This is a genomic window from Rahnella variigena (assembly GCF_003610915.1).
GTDB lineage: Bacteria > Pseudomonadota > Gammaproteobacteria > Enterobacterales > Enterobacteriaceae > Rahnella > Rahnella variigena.
Map to the genome: position 1 here is coordinate 2,986,127 of NZ_NSDJ01000001.1, position 14,731 is coordinate 3,000,857.

Here is a 14,731-nt window from a genome sequence, read left to right on the forward strand (position 1 = left end):
CAATCTCAAAGCGATTATTTGCGGATGGAGAACGTCACCGCCAGGCGCGCTGGTGCAGCATGTGTAGAAATGTGTTTGTCTGAAACCTGCGCAGTTTCAACGCAGACCATGGTTTTGTAGCCGTCGTCTGGCATATCCGCCATGCTGACAGACAATTCAGAACCTGGGTTCCAGGCAACAACGTCAGAGTTGTTTTCGTGTGCAACAACCAGCGTGCGTTTCAGCACCGGATCGACGATTTCACTGGTAGCCTGCGGCTGGGTATAGATACGGTCAGTCTGGCCAGTGAAGGTCAAATCACCTTCGGTCTGCTTAGCTTTTGCGCCATCGACTTTATCGATAAAGCTGTTGCCAAGACCTTTGACAGACACACTGGCAATATCACCGATATTGAAATAAGTGTGAAGGGCGCTGTTAGCGTCGAAATCACCGGTAGATTCCAGTTCGATATGGCAGGTTGCGCCGAGCGTGAAGCGTGCGGTCAGCGTAAATTCGTGCGGCCACAGAGCCAGTGTCTCAGGAGAACTTTTCAGCGTTAAGGTCAGAACAACGCCTTCGTCAGTTTCCTGATGATCCGTCAGTTCCCATGGCATGTTACGGGCGAAACCATGTGAGGGTTTACCTGCCGGACCGAACCATGGCCAGCAAATTGGAATACCGCCACGAATAGCGACGCCTTCTTTAAACGCACTGGCGCTGCTCATCCAAAGCACAGGTTCTTCACCTTCAGGCTGCCATGACAGCAGATGCGCGCCTTGCAGGGCAATTGCAGCACGAACTTTTGGATGGGTAACAACGAGCACCGGCAGTTCGTCGATAAGACGCTGGCTGACGGAGGTAGTGATCTGGTTTACGACTGGAAGAGAAAAGAGTTGTTCTGTCATTATCTAAAGTCCTGTCAGGGTTAAAACTTCTAAGATTTTGAACCAAGACTACACATGAACCCAATCCCTCTGTTTGATCGCACTCATGTGCTGATAAAAAAGTGCATCCGACAGAAAGCAAAAGGGCGACTTGCGTCGCCCTTCAATCAGTTCATTCACATTGCCAATTATTTGGAAACGTGAGCGATCAGATCCAATACTTTGTTGGAGTAGCCAGTTTCGTTGTCGTACCAGGAAACCAGTTTCACAAAGTTGTCGTTCAGAGCGATACCTGCTTTCGCATCGAATACGGAAGTCAGTTTTTCGCCATTGAAGTCGGTAGATACTACGTCGTCTTCGGTGTAACCCAGAACGCCTTTCAGGTCGCCTGATTCAGAAGCTGCTTTGATTACTGCGCAGATTTCTTTGTAAGACGCTGGTTTTTCCAGACGTGCAGTCAGGTCAACAACAGAAACGTTAGGGGTAGGAACGCGGAACGCCATACCAGTCAGTTTACCGTTCAGAGCTGGGATTACTTTACCTACTGCTTTAGCAGCACCGGTAGAAGAAGGGATGATGTTCTGGGATGCGCCGCGGCCGCCGCGCCAGTCTTTGTGAGACGGGCCATCAACAGTTTTCTGAGTTGCGGTAGTTGCATGCACAGTGGTCATCAGCGCTTCAACGATACCGAAGTTGTCGTTGATAACTTTAGCCAGTGGTGCCAGGCAGTTAGTGGTGCAAGATGCGTTAGAAACGATTTCCTGACCTGCGTATTCTTTATGGTTAACGCCCATAACGAACATTGGGGTGTTGTCTTTAGAAGGACCAGTCAGAACAACTTTCTTAGCGCCTGCAGTGATGTGCTTACGAGCAGTCGCATCATCCAGGAACAGACCAGTAGCTTCAGCTACAACGTCAACGTTAACTTCGTTCCATTTCAGGTTAGCTGGGTCACGCTCAGCGGTAACACGGATGGTTTTGCCGTTAACAACCAGGTGACCGTCTTTAACTTCAACAGTACCGTTGAAACGACCATGAGTTGAGTCGTACTTCAGCATGTATGCCATGTAGTCCGCGTCTAACAGATCGTTGATTGCTACGATCTCGATGTCAGAACGTTCTTGAGCAGCACGGAAAACAATGCGACCGATACGGCCAAAACCGTTGATACCTACTTTGATAGTCATATATTCCACCAGCTATTTTTTTAGTGAATAAAAGGTTGGTTGTAAAATTACAAAAACCTTGCTGAGCGTCAAGCGGAATCGTGTCAATTATTGCTGTAAGTCAAAGCGACGACCTACTATTGCTCGCTTATTGCACGTTCCGTTTTCTTAATCGGCTTACAACCACATGGGGGCGAAAAACTGAATATAAAGTACCGGAAGATCAGGAGTGTGATCGCCATCACAAGTTGCGAGTCAGGTAACGCTGATGCCATACAGTTTAGGCCAAAAGGGGCAGACCTGTTGTTAATTTTTTGTTATTATAAACTGTTATTTTAGTTGATTTTTATATTCGTCAGAGAACGATAAACATGAGCATCATAACCAAATCTTCCCCTGCACCCGAGCAACTCACTGAAATTCAACGTTATGTCACGCAAGATCACGGAACAGAACCTCCTTTCTCCGGAAAGTTACTGCACAACCGCCGTGAAGGCATTTATCATTGCGTAGTCTGTGGAACCGCGTTGTTTTATTCCGATACTAAATACGATTCCGGCTGCGGCTGGCCAAGTTTTTATCAGCCAGTACAACCTGATGCGATTAAATATCTCACTGATAAAGCTCATAATAAGCAGCGCGTTGAGATACGCTGCTCAGGGTGTGAAGCGCATCTGGGGCACGTTTTCCCGGATGGTCCTAAGCCGACAGGCGAACGTTACTGTGTGAATTCGGCCTCAATGCGATTTACTGATGGTCAGAGTGGTGACATAACCGCCGGGTAGAGTGCCTTAAAAGTACGATGTAATTTACCCGACAAAATCGATTCAGCTATTATTCAAAACCGTTTGAATAATAGCGTGGAGCTGAGGGCTCAGTCAGATGGAAATTAATCAACTCATTGATGTAATGACACCGGAAATCTATGCACGCCTGGTGCAGGCCGTTGAACTCGGCAAGTGGCCAGATGGCGTGGCGCTGACGCCGGAACAGAAAGACCACAGCCTGCAGGCCGTGATGTTGTATCAGTCACGTCACAACGTCGATGCCCAGCACATGAGCATCGGCACTGACGGGCAGATCGTCACCAAAAGTAAGCAGGAACTGAAACAGCAGTTTGCGCAGGAAACGCTGATAAAGCTGAAACCTGAGTAACGACTGCTTCAGCAGAATAAAAAAGGGCGCGACAAAGCGCCTTTTGAAATTGATGTTACCTTCAGATAATAAAGGAATAAACGCTCAATTTTATCCCAATATGGACATCAATTTAGCTGGTTTTATCCCCGCACTACTTCCCGTTGCACTCTCTCCCGGCGCAAGTTTTACGCTTGCCATGAACAGTGCGCTGTCAGGCGGACGGAAAGGGCTTTTTAAGACGCTCACCGGAACCGCTCTCGGCATTTATACCCATGCAATTCTTATCGGGCTGGGCATTACCTCTTTGCTGGTGGCATCCCCGATGCTATTCACAATGCTGAAAATTGCAGGCACGGCCTATCTGCTCTGGCTGGGGATCCAGCTTATCCGCAGTGGCCTCAATGCGCGTGAAATAGTGTTCGACAGCAGCGGGTCAGCGGTAACATTAAAAGATGCCTGGCTCGCGAATGTACTCAACCCAAAAGCCATTATGTTTTATCTCACCGTGGTGTCGCAATTTGCCGGCAGCCAGGGTGAAATCAGTCATTATATGATTCTGGCGACCGTGCATATTGCGGTGATGTCCGTCTGGCTTATCGCTGTCAGCAGGGCTCTTATTTTCTCTGCGAATAAGATAAACACCGTTACCCTGAAAAAGGTCGTGAATATAGCAGGTGGGGGATTACTGGTTATTTTTGCGCTGAGTAGTTTTCTGCTTTGAAGTGGCGGGCGGGTTAAAGATTTCGCTGTTCTTTATCGTCCTGCTAATCCTTTAGCAGGACGACAAAATTCACGCCGTTACCGCTACGGACGTACTGACCTTCACCCCTGCAGCCCGCATCGCTTCAACCGCTTGTGCGCTGTCTTCCGGCTGTAAGTTCACGCCACGACAACCATCGGTCAGCAACGTCACCTGATAGCCCAGTTCCAGTGCGTCGAGCACAGTGAATTTTACGCAGTAATCGGTGGCCAGTCCCATCACGTACAGATGCGTTACATGCGCCGCTTTCAGCCAGTCGTTTAGCACAGTTGCTGCGCGGTGCCCGTTATCGTAAAAGGCGCTGTAACTGTCGATGTCCGGATTTGTGCCTTTTTGTACGACGAAGTCTACCAGCGGCAGGTTCAGGGCAGGATGAAACTCAGCCCCGGGTTCCTGCTGAACACAGTGAACCGGCCACCAGACTTGCGGCAGCCCGTTCAGTTCGCCCGATGTCCAGGCCTCTGCGTGCGAGTTAGTGGCAAAACTGCGATGGCCGGCAGGATGCCAGTCCTGTGATGCCAGCACCGGGATGCCATGGCTTTTACACCACGCCATCATCTGATTAGCCACCGCCACCGTATCATCGCCGTCCGTGACCGCCAGCGCGCCGCCGCGACAAAAGTCATTTTGCAGATCGACCAGCAATAAAGCAGATTTCATATCGTCCCTTATTTATTCGGTCAGTTCGCCACGCAGGTTCTGCTGCATCAGTTCGCGGATTTCTTCCGGAGTGTGTGTCTGGCTGAGCAGATAATGCAATTTGGTCAGCGCCGCTTCGACGGTCATATCAAACCCGCTGATCACGCCGGAATGCGCCAGCGCATTACCGGTCGCATAGCCGCCCATATTGACGCGCCCTGAGATGCATTGCGTCAGATTAACCACCACGATGCCGCGTTCAGACGCGTCTTTCAGCACTTTCAGCAAATCGCCTTTTTGAGGCGCGTTACCGACACCGTAAGAGCGCAGGATCAGGGCTTTCACCGGTTGCATCAGGAAGTTCTGCACAACTTCTGCGGAAATGCCCGGATAAATCGTTACCACGCCGATAGGCTGCGGGGTGATGTGATGAACTTTCAGCTTTGCGGCGGGAGCAACAGGCAGCGACGGCGTAGAAAGGCGGCGGATGTGGATCCCGGCTTCCAGCAGCGGCGAAAGGTTCGGTGAGGCAAAGGCATCAAAACCATCTGCGTGTGCTTTGGTGCTGCGGTTCCCGCGATACAGACGGTTGTTGAAGAACAGGGTGACTTCGTTGACCGGATGGTTCGCCGCGATGTAAAGCGAGTTCAGCAGGTTGATCTGCCCGTCGGAACGCAACGCTTCTAGCGGGATTTGTGACCCTGTCACAATCACCGGCTTGCTGAGATTTTCCAGCATGAAAGACAGCGCAGAAGCGGTGAACGCCATGGTATCCGTGCCATGCAGGATGACGAAACCGTCGTACTCGTCGTAATGCGCCTGAATATCATCGGCGATATGCTGCCAGTCTTCCGGCGTCATGTCGGAAGAATCCATCAGTGGCGCATATTCCTGAATGGTGAATTCAGGCATTTCAGGACGATGGAATTCAGGCATTAGTGCCAGCTGACGCTGTAAATGTCCGGAAACCGGAATGTAACCTTGTTCAGAACGCTGCATACCGATTGTGCCGCCGGTGTAGGCAACGTAAATAGATTTTTTAGTCATCGACGATGTTCTTTTTTAGAAAGGTGAAAGCAACTGCGCTAAGTATAAAGGCTTCGCGACGGGTGTCCCACCATAAAAAAGCCCGGAGTTCTCAGTGAGCACTCCGGGCAGTGAATTAGGGTGGATCTTTATCCGACTTTATTCCGCTTAATCCCAAAACGGAACGTTACTTCACATCACCACAGGTCAGGCAAAGTGCGTAACGGTTTTGCGGGTCATTCATGTTGCTAAACAGGTCAGCCTGGGATTTCAGCTCCATCGCCATTTTGCCCACCGGCGCAGGCAGATAAGCCTGAATCGCTGCTGGCAGCATGGCATGAACGGATGCACTCACTTGTGAGAACACCAGGTCGCTCAGGCTTGGCTCGCTGACATACCAGTTCAGTTGCCATTTCGGCAGCTTCGCCAGATCAGCGGCTTTTTTCACGGCGTCATCGAAATCACCCAGCTCATCCACCAGGCCGTTGGCCTTGGCGTCAGAACCAATCCAAACGTGGCCTTGCGCAATCTGGTCGATTTCTTCAGGCGTTTTGTGGCGTGAGTCGGCAACCAGACCTAGGAAGGTTTTATAACCATTCTCGATGTTCAGCTGCATCATCTGCGAGAACTCAGGTGGCAGCGCTTTGGTGGAGGCAATATCCGCCAGCGGCGATGTTGCCACGCCGTCAGTGTGAACGCCGGCGTAGTCCAGCGTGTTCTGATAGGTGTTGATCACGCCAAAGATACCGATGGAACCGGTGAGGGTGCTCGGGCTGGCGATGATGTAGTTCGCTGGCGTTGAAATCCAGTAACCGCCGGATGCCGCCATACCGCCCATGGAAACCACCACTGGTTTGCCTGCGGCTTTCGCAGCAGCCAGTTCAGAGCGGATCACTTCAGAGGCACTGACGCTGCCGCCCGGGCTGTTAACGCGTAAGACAATCGCTTTCACTTTCGGATCCAGACGGGCATCACGAATTTGCTGCGCGGTCGTGTCGCCACCGACTGCACCCGGTTGTTCTTCACCGTCATTGATCGCACCGGTCGCGAAGATTACCGCGATTTGTGGCTCGTTATTGTCCGGTTTTGGTTTCGGCGAATAATCGTAGATGCTGGTGTAGTTAAAGTCTTTGGTGTCTTTATTCCAGCCAAAGGCTTTCACCATCTCGTTATCCGCTTCGGTACGGGAAGCCAGCGCATCCACCAGTTTTGCTTTCAGCGCGTATTGCGCCATATCGCCGCCGGTTGCCTGCATACCCGCTAATACACCTGCTGCGCCAGGGAACAATTGCTCAGGTGTGATCTGACGGTTTGCCGACACGGTATTGAGATAGTTGGTCCACAATCCACCCACCCAGCGACTGTCTGCTTCGCGTGCTGCAGGGGACATATCGTCACGGATCAGCGGTTCAACGGCGGATTTATAGGTTCCGACGCGGAAAATGTTGGTCGTGACTTTCAGCTTCTCAAGCAGGGATTTGTAATACAGATTGTTGGTCGCAAAACCGTGCAAGTCCACCGCGCCTTGTGGCGACATGTAGATTTTGTTGGCGTAGCTCGCCAGATAATATTGCGACTGGTTATAGCTGTCGCCGATGGCGTAAACCGGTTTGCCCGCGTCACGGAACTCACGCAGCGCCTTGCCAATATATTGCATAGAAGCCTGGTCAGTGCCGGTGAAATCGGTCAGCTGCAAAACAATGCCGGTGACGTTTTTGTCATCTTTTGCGGCGCGCAGGGTATCGACCAGATCAAACAGGGAATTCTCCTGCAAACGGCTGCTCGACGTGCCCAGTAATTCGCGGCCCCACTGACGGACTTTATTATTCACCGAAGGCTTATCCACCACGGAACCACTCAGGTCAACCAGCAGCGCGCCTTTGGTGGTGTCGACGGGTTTGTCCTGCACGGCGTACCAGATGCCCACGCCAGCCAGAATGATCAGAATAAGGAAAACGTTGAGAATGAATTCTCTGACGAAATTAAGAAGACGCCAGGTCCACTTAAAAAAACCGGCGATAATTCGCCACAATGTGCGCATGGTCTCTCCAACAAGACAGTTAAGTATCGCTATCCTAATGACACGCCGGAAAAAAGTCAGCTTTAAATCATGTCAGGATTTGGCAACGACGCATTATTTGAAAGCGCCTGATGCGTTGGAAAAAGGCGTAGCGGCTATGTTAACGTAAGGTAAATAGCAATTATTCTCAGGAGATTAAAATGGACGCTTTGGACTTGTTACTTAACCGCCGTTCCGCTTCCCGTCTGGCTGCTCCTGCGCCGGCTGGCGAGGCGCTGCAAAACATCATCAACGCCGGTATGCGCGCGCCAGACCACGGTGCCTTGCAACCTTGGCGTTTCGTGATTGCAGAGAACGACGGGCTGACCCGTTTTAGTGAAGTGTTGCGTGCTGCCGCCATTAAAGATGGTGCGGATGAAAAAGCCATCGAGAAAGCCACGCAGGCGCCATTGCGTGCGCCGCAAATCATTACCGTTATCGCGGCCTGTAAAGAAAGCCCGAAAGTGCCGCAGTGGGAACAGTTGCTTTCCGCCGGTTGCGCTGTTCACGCCATGCAGATGGCGGCGCTGGCGCAGGGTTTCAACGGCATCTGGCGTACCGGCGCATGGACTGAACATGCGGATGTGCGCAAGGCTTTCAAGTGCGTTGAAAACGATAAAATTGTCGGTTTCCTGTATCTCGGCACACCGCAACTGAAAGCGAATTTGCAGGTCATCCCGGCTGACAGCACACCTTTTGTGAGCCATTTTTAAAAATTCATCCGTTCGTAAATTAACCGGTTTACATCGGCCTTTTCCGATAAAACCGGTTTTTGCTGCCTATTTGAGCGACCATCGCTGCGGATCCTTCTATCCGTCTTACTAATTGCGCCGCCAGCGGCTAACATAGCCACCTCTGCATGATGAGGACGTAGTGAAATGAAGGATGGGATAATGGAAATTTTTACAGCGATCACCCTGCAGGCAGGTACGGCCTGATGCGTTTGTTCATTGCGGAAAAACCCAGCCTTGCCCGCGCCATTGCGGATGTCCTGCCAAAACCTCATCGCCGCGGCGACGGGTATATTGCCTGCGGCAACGATCAGGTTGTTACCTGGTGCGTCGGCCACTTACTCGAACAGGCTCAGCCCGACGCTTACGACAGCCGCTTTGCGCGCTGGTCGCTGGCAGATTTACCTATTATTCCTGAAAAGTGGCAGCTTCAGCCGCGTTCTTCCGTCGCCAAACAACTCAATGTCATTAAACGCCTGTTGCTGGAGGCGACGCAGGTCGTCCACGCCGGTGACCCGGATCGTGAAGGGCAGTTACTGGTGGATGAAGTGCTGGATTATCTGGAACTGACGCCGGAAAAACGTCACGCGACCCAGCGCTGTCTGATAAACGATCTCAACCCGCAAGCCGTCGAACGTGCCATTGACCGCCTGCGTGACAACCGCGATTTTATTCCGCTGTGTGTTTCTGCGCTGGCCCGTGCCCGCGCGGACTGGCTTTACGGCATCAACATGACCCGCGCTTATACCATTCTTGGCCGCAACGCGGGCTATAACGGCGTGCTGTCCGTCGGGCGTGTGCAAACTCCGGTTCTCGGGCTGGTGGTGCGCCGCGACGAAGACATCGAAAACTTCGTGCCGAAAGATTTCTTTGAAGTGAAAGCGCATATCGTCACGCCTGCCGACGAGCGTTTTATAGCGCTGTGGCAGCCGAGCGATTCCTGCGAGCCGTATCAGGATGAAGAAGGGCGTTTGTTGCATCGTCCGCTGGCCGACCACGTGGTGGCGCGTATTGCCGGACAACCGGCGATGGTCACCGGCTATAATGATAAACGTGAGAATGATATTGCTCCGCTGCCGTTTTCGCTTTCGACATTGCAGATTGAAGGTTCGAAAGCCTTTGGTCTGAGTGCTCAGCAAATTCTTGATATCTGTCAGAAATTGTATGAAACGCACAAATTGATTACGTATCCTCGTTCGGATAGCCGATATCTACCAGAGGAGCATTTTGCCGGTCGTCATTCTGTCATCAACGCCATCGGCGTTCACCGGCCGGATCTGATGCCGCAACCGGTGGTGGATACCGATATACGCAACCGGTGCTGGGACGACAAAAAGGTTGATGCTCACCATGCGATTATCCCGACTGCGCGCAGCAGTAACGTGAATCTTACCGAAGACGAACGCAAAATTTACGGTCTGGTGGCACGTCAGTATCTGATGCAGTTTTGCCCGGATGCGGTGTATCGCAAATGCGTTATCGATCTGGATATCGCGGGCGGAAAATTTATCGCCAAGGCGCGTTTCCTGGCGGAAGCGGGCTGGCGTACTTTGCTGGGCAGTAAAGAACGCGACGAAGAAAACGAAGGCACGCCGCTGCCGGTGGTCGCCAAAGGTGACGAACTGTTATGCGAGCGCGGGGAAGTGGTTGAGCGACAAACTCAGCCACCACGACCGTTTACCGATGCCACACTGCTTTCTGCCATGACCGGGATTGCGCGTTTTGTGCAGGATAAAGAACTGAAAAAAATCCTGCGTGCGACGGACGGTCTGGGCACAGAAGCCACGCGTGCCGGGATTATCGAGCTGCTGTTCCGTCGTGAATTTTTATACAAGAAAGGGCGCTATATTCATTCCAGCGATACCGGACGCGCACTGATCCACTCGCTGCCGGATATTGCAGGGCGGCCAGATATGACCGCCGACTGGGAATCAACGCTGACGCGTATCAGTGAAAAGAGCTGCCGTTATCAGGATTTCATGCAACCGCTGGTCGCGACGTTGCAGAATCTCATCATGCAGGCCAAAACGAACCGGGTGTCTTCGGCATTCCGCAGTCTGCCTTCCAAACCGGCGGCCGCTGCGGCGAAAGGCAAAAGCGCCCCCAAACGCCGTAAAGCGAGCACTAAAGGGAAGGAAGCAAACAGTGATGAATAATGTACTGGTGAGAAATGTGCTGATGGTGTTACTGGCCGGTTCCGCGCTGCTGTCTGCACCGGCGATGGCAAACCGCAGTAATATCGGTAACGGCGCAGATATCGTGGTGCCGTTGCCGCCGCAAATCTGGGAAAACAGCGGCAGCAGCAACAATAACAGTGCGCCGACCTGCCATAACTGCTGCATCTACAATAACCAGAGTTACAGCGAAGGCGCGGTAGTGACGGCGGACAGCGTAGTGTTGCAATGCTCACGCGACCCGAATGTGGTTGGTACCAATGCACTCAAATGGGAAGTGTTGAAGAAATAAGACTTTCTTAAAGCTTTTGATTTTCTCAAGACCTCTGATTTTCTCAAGGCTTCTGATTTCTCAATACTTCTGACAAAGAAAAGGCGCGGACTGTTTCCAGTTTCGCGCCTTTTTGTTTGAAGGGTTGATACAGCTACACGGCGAATTTCGCCAGATACGCCTCGATCAACGGAATATCCGCAGGTGCCAGATCAAACGACAGCACGTCGTCGGGCGCAACCCAGTGGATTTCAGAGTGACACCGTAACGTAATCGTCCCCGTAAATCCGCTGACCCGCCAGCCGTGCAAACGAATCAGCCTGGCGGGTTGCTGTGATTCGCTGGTGGTGATGAATTCTTCCACCGTGGCCTTGATACCCAATTCTTCCTGCAACTCGCGCACCAGAGCAGAGGGCTGACTTTCTCCGGTTTCCACTTTCCCGCCGGGGAATTCCCATAAACCAGCCTGATCGCTGGACGCATCCCGACGGGCCAGCAGCAATTTGCCCTCGCACTCAATCAGGGCGGCGACCACGTCAATCATCTTCATGGTCGTTATTTCAGGTCAAACGTCGCCCAGATTGGCGCATGGTCAGACGGCTTTTCCATGCCGCGAATGTCGTAATCGATGCCAGTCTCAGTGCAACGTGCCGCCAGCGGCGTACTCGCCATGATAAGATCTATACGCAGACCACGGTTCTCATCGAAGCCGCGTGAACGGTAATCAAACCATGAGAATTTATCGGCAGTTTCAGGGTTCGCGGCGCGGAAAGTGTCAATCAGACCCCAGCCTTTCAGGCGTTCCATCCATTCACGCTCTTCCGGCAGGAAAGAACATTTGCCGGTGCGCAACCAGCGTTTACGGCTGTCTTCACCGATACCGATATCCAGATCGGTCGGGCTGATATTCACGTCACCCATCACCACTACCGGATTATTCACGGACAAACTGGTGGTCAGGTAATCCTGCAAATCGCGATAAAACTTCTCTTTGGCCGGGAACTTGGTCGGATGGTCGCGACTTTCGCCCTGCGGGAAGTAACCGTTGATCACGGTCAGAATGCCCTGTGGCGTTTGGATGTCGGTCATGATGATACGGCGCTGAGACTCTTCGTCATCACCCGGGAAACCACGGCGTACAGCCACCGGTTCCTGCTTCGTCAGCATGGCAACGCCGTAATGGCCTTTCTGGCCGTGATAAAACACGTGATAACCGTACTGACTGACATCTTCCAGCGGGAACATGTCGTCATGGACTTTGGTTTCCTGCAAACCGATCACGTCAGGCTGGTGTTGTTCGATAATTGCCGCAAGTTGATGCGGGCGGGCGCGCAATCCATTGATATTAAAGGAGACGAACTTCATAGTCGGGAACCATTTGGCGATGAAATCAGAAGCGCGATAGTAGCAGAAAAAGGGCGTAATGGCGAAATCGCGATGAATGACAATCAGGTTTCAACGCCAGAATAAACGTCTGTAAAAGCACAACGTCTGCCTGAAATTTATGGCAAATGGATTTCATTCGGAGAATTATTTTGTCAACTTTTCGTGACAGTCTCTTCTTCCCGTGTACATGAAAGAGTATTATGCCTGTAGCGATTTCCGCACCGGCAGAAAAAGGTCAACACTGATGCGTCTGGAAGTTTTTTGCGAAGACCGCCTGGGTCTCACCCGTGAACTCCTCGATTTACTGGTTTTACGCAGTATTGATTTACGTGGTATCGAGATTGCCTCGATTGGCCGCATTTACCTGAATTTTTCCCAACTGGATTTTGACACTTTTCGCGCCCTGATGGCTGAAATTCGCCGTATCGAAGGCGTGACGGATGTCCGCACCGTCACGTTCATGCCTTCCGAACGCGAACATCGGGCATTACGCGCTTTACTGGTTTCCATGCCGGAACCGGTTTTTTCCATTGATATGAAGGGCAAAGTCGAGCAGGCCAACCCGGCTGCGATGGCTTTATTTGAACTCGATGAAGATAAAATCCGCAACGTGACGGCGGCGAACCTGATCACCGGTTACAACGTCACGCGCTGGCTGGAAAGCGAAAATGCACAGCCGCACTCAGAACGTATTGTGATCCGCAGCCAGGATTTCCTGATGGATCTCACGCCTATCCATATAGACGATGAGGATGGTAAAGGCGGAATTGCCGGAGCAGTGGTGATGCTCAAATCAGCTGCCCGCATGGGCCGTCAGTTGCAGGACTTAACGGTTAACGACGACAGTGAATTCGACCACATCGTCGCGGTCAGCACCAAAATGCGTCATGTACTGGATCAGGCGCGCAAACTCGCGATGCTGGACGCGCCGCTGCTGATTGTCGGCGATACCGGCACCGGTAAAGATTTGCTGGCTCACGCCTGTCATGTGCGCAGCGCACGCGGTAAAAAGCCATTCCTTGGCCTTAACTGTGCGTCGCTGCCAGATGACGTGGTGGAAAGCGAATTGTTTGGCTATGCCGCCGGTGCCTATCCGAATGCACTGGAAGGTAAAAAAGGCTTCTTCGAACAGGCTAATGGCGGTTCGGTGCTGCTGGATGAAATTGGTGAAATGTCACCGAGAATGCAGATTAAACTGCTGCGTTTCCTCAATGACGGCACGTTCCGCCGTGTGGGCGAAGAGCATGAAGTGAAAGTAGATGTTCGCGTCATGTGCGCCACCCAGAAAAACCTGGTGGAACTGGTGCAGCGTGGCGAGTTCAGGGAGGATTTGTATTACCGCCTGAACGTGCTGAGCCTGACGCTGCCGCCGCTGCGCGAGCGTCCTGCCGATGTGATGCCGCTGACCGAACTGTTTGTGGCGCGTTTCTCCGATGAGCAGGGAATGCCGCGGCCAAAACTGTCGTCCCAGCTGGCGAATTACCTGACGCATTACGGCTGGCCGGGCAACGTCCGTCAGCTCAAAAATGCGATTTACCGCGCACTGACGCAGCTGGAAGGCGGCGAACTGCGACCGCAGGATATCGTTCTGCCGGACTTTGACGCAGAAGTGACGATTGGTGAAGAAGCGCTGAACGGTTCACTCGACGATATCAGCAAACGTTTCGAACGTTCCGTGCTGACCCGTCTTTACCGCACTTATCCGAGCACACGTAAACTGGCGAAGCGTCTGGGCGTATCGCATACGGCCATCGCCAATAAACTGCGTGAATACGGGCTCAGCAGCCGTCGCGGTGAAACGGGCGAAAGCGAAGAGTAATTTTCTTCTCAGGAACTGCGCCCAATAAAAAAGCAACGGTTAGCGCCGTTGCTTTTTTTTCATCTGTTGCCTGTGAAAGCAGAAATTACTTCAGCACAGCCAGCGCAGATTCATAATCAGGTTCAGTGGTGATTTCGTTCACCAGTTCGCTGTACAGCACGTTGTCCTGACCATCCAGAACCACAACCGCACGGGCAGTCAGACCAGACAATGCGCCATCGGTGATACCCACGCCGTAGTCAGATTTGAAATCACCGCCACGCAGGGTAGACAGCGTAACAACGTTAGACAGGCCTTCCGCACCGCAGAAACGCGACTGCGCGAATGGCAGATCAGAAGAGATGCACAGCACGACTGTGTTCTCGATTTCACCCGCCAGCTGGTTGAATTTACGCACGGAGGTGGCGCAAACGCCGGTATCAATGCTTGGGAAAATGTTCAGGACTTTACGTTTGCCTGCGAAGCTGCTCAGGCTGACATCAGAAAGGTCTTTTGCGACCAGGCTGAAAGGCTTGGCGACGTCGCCTTTTTGTGGGATTTTGCCCGCAACGGTTACCGGGTTGCTCTGAAAGTGTACTGTCTGGGTCATGATTATTTCCTATGTCCATTGGAGTCAAACGGCTTTCAGTTTAGGGTAACAATGCTATGTTGGATATAGAATATTTGTTAATTACTTGTATCTATTGATTGTATCCCGCAA

The 14,731-nt window shown here is 52.1% G+C and carries 15 protein-coding genes; 7 read left to right on the forward strand and 8 right to left on the reverse strand.

The window, feature by feature from the left end; all coding sequences use genetic code 11:
- Positions 1–14: 14 nt before the first annotated feature.
- Positions 15–884, reverse strand: a complete 870-nt coding sequence (locus tag CKQ54_RS13895; RefSeq protein WP_120162851.1) for a D-hexose-6-phosphate mutarotase — start codon at positions 882–884, stop codon at positions 15–17.
- A 167-nt stretch (positions 885–1,051) separates the two neighbouring features.
- Complete coding sequence (gene gapA / locus CKQ54_RS13900; RefSeq protein ID WP_165353128.1) at positions 1,052–2,050, reverse strand: glyceraldehyde-3-phosphate dehydrogenase; 999 nt, start codon at positions 2,048–2,050, stop codon at positions 1,052–1,054.
- A gap of 350 nt (positions 2,051–2,400) precedes the next feature.
- Here gapA and msrB point away from each other — a divergent pair, with 350 nt between their 5' ends.
- The 3 genes from msrB (at position 2,401) to CKQ54_RS13915 (ending at position 3,887) form a co-directional block, all read left to right on the forward strand.
- Entirely contained in the window at positions 2,401–2,814 is a 414-nt protein-coding gene (gene msrB, locus CKQ54_RS13905; RefSeq protein WP_120162852.1) for a peptide-methionine (R)-S-oxide reductase MsrB, read from the forward strand.
- A gap of 97 nt (positions 2,815–2,911) precedes the next feature.
- A complete protein-coding gene (locus CKQ54_RS13910) occupies positions 2,912–3,184 on the forward strand; it encodes a YeaC family protein (protein WP_112288468.1) in 273 nt (90 codons plus the stop codon).
- A 100-nt stretch (positions 3,185–3,284) separates the two neighbouring features.
- Entirely contained in the window at positions 3,285–3,887 is a 603-nt protein-coding gene (locus CKQ54_RS13915) for a LysE family translocator (RefSeq protein ID WP_120162853.1), read from the forward strand.
- Positions 3,888–3,956: 69 nt separating this feature from the next.
- Here CKQ54_RS13915 and pncA read toward each other — a convergent pair whose 3' ends face one another.
- The 3 genes from pncA to sppA form a co-directional block, all read right to left on the reverse strand.
- Positions 3,957–4,586: a bifunctional nicotinamidase/pyrazinamidase gene (gene pncA / locus CKQ54_RS13920; RefSeq protein WP_120162854.1), complete on the reverse strand. Its 630-nt coding sequence runs from the start codon at positions 4,584–4,586 to the stop codon at positions 3,957–3,959.
- Between the two features lie 12 nt (positions 4,587–4,598).
- Positions 4,599–5,612 carry an asparaginase gene (gene ansA / locus CKQ54_RS13925; RefSeq protein ID WP_120162855.1) on the reverse strand — a complete coding sequence of 338 codons (1,014 nt, stop codon included), beginning with the start codon at positions 5,610–5,612 and terminating at the stop codon, positions 4,599–4,601.
- Positions 5,613–5,778: 166 nt separating this feature from the next.
- Positions 5,779–7,632, reverse strand: a complete 1,854-nt coding sequence (gene sppA, locus CKQ54_RS13930) for a signal peptide peptidase SppA (protein ID WP_120162856.1) — start codon at positions 7,630–7,632, stop codon at positions 5,779–5,781.
- Between the two features lie 179 nt (positions 7,633–7,811).
- Between sppA and CKQ54_RS13935 the strand changes: the two genes are divergently transcribed.
- The 3 genes from CKQ54_RS13935 (at position 7,812) to CKQ54_RS13945 (ending at position 10,847) form a co-directional block, all read left to right on the forward strand.
- Positions 7,812–8,363 (forward strand): NAD(P)H nitroreductase, encoded by a 552-nt coding sequence (locus CKQ54_RS13935; RefSeq protein ID WP_120162857.1) that lies wholly within the window; start codon positions 7,812–7,814, stop codon positions 8,361–8,363.
- A gap of 224 nt (positions 8,364–8,587) precedes the next feature.
- The gene (locus CKQ54_RS13940) at positions 8,588–10,537 is read left to right on the forward strand and encodes a DNA topoisomerase III (protein ID WP_165353129.1); all 1,950 of its coding nucleotides are present in this window, start codon (positions 8,588–8,590) and stop codon (positions 10,535–10,537) included.
- Positions 10,530–10,847 carry a DUF1496 domain-containing protein gene (locus CKQ54_RS13945; RefSeq protein ID WP_120162858.1) on the forward strand — a complete coding sequence of 106 codons (318 nt, stop codon included), beginning with the start codon at positions 10,530–10,532 and terminating at the stop codon, positions 10,845–10,847. The genes CKQ54_RS13940 and CKQ54_RS13945 overlap by 8 nt, the downstream gene beginning before the upstream one ends.
- Before the next feature lie 133 nt (positions 10,848–10,980).
- On the opposite strand, the gene CKQ54_RS13950 is transcribed toward CKQ54_RS13945, so the two are convergent.
- Positions 10,981–11,376 (reverse strand): pyrimidine (deoxy)nucleoside triphosphate diphosphatase, encoded by a 396-nt coding sequence (locus tag CKQ54_RS13950; RefSeq protein ID WP_120162859.1) that lies wholly within the window; start codon positions 11,374–11,376, stop codon positions 10,981–10,983.
- A 5-nt stretch (positions 11,377–11,381) separates the two neighbouring features.
- The gene (gene xthA, locus CKQ54_RS13955; RefSeq protein WP_120162860.1) at positions 11,382–12,191 is read right to left on the reverse strand and encodes an exodeoxyribonuclease III; all 810 of its coding nucleotides are present in this window, start codon (positions 12,189–12,191) and stop codon (positions 11,382–11,384) included.
- A gap of 265 nt (positions 12,192–12,456) precedes the next feature.
- On the opposite strand from xthA, the gene tyrR reads away from it, so the two are divergent.
- Positions 12,457–14,031: a transcriptional regulator TyrR gene (tyrR, locus tag CKQ54_RS13960; RefSeq protein WP_120162861.1), complete on the forward strand. Its 1,575-nt coding sequence runs from the start codon at positions 12,457–12,459 to the stop codon at positions 14,029–14,031.
- 85 nt (positions 14,032–14,116) lie between these two features.
- Here the strand turns inward: tyrR and tpx are convergent, their stop codons facing one another.
- Complete coding sequence (gene tpx / locus CKQ54_RS13965) at positions 14,117–14,620, reverse strand: thiol peroxidase (protein ID WP_120162862.1); 504 nt, start codon at positions 14,618–14,620, stop codon at positions 14,117–14,119.
- Between the last annotated feature and the right edge of the window lie 111 nt (positions 14,621–14,731).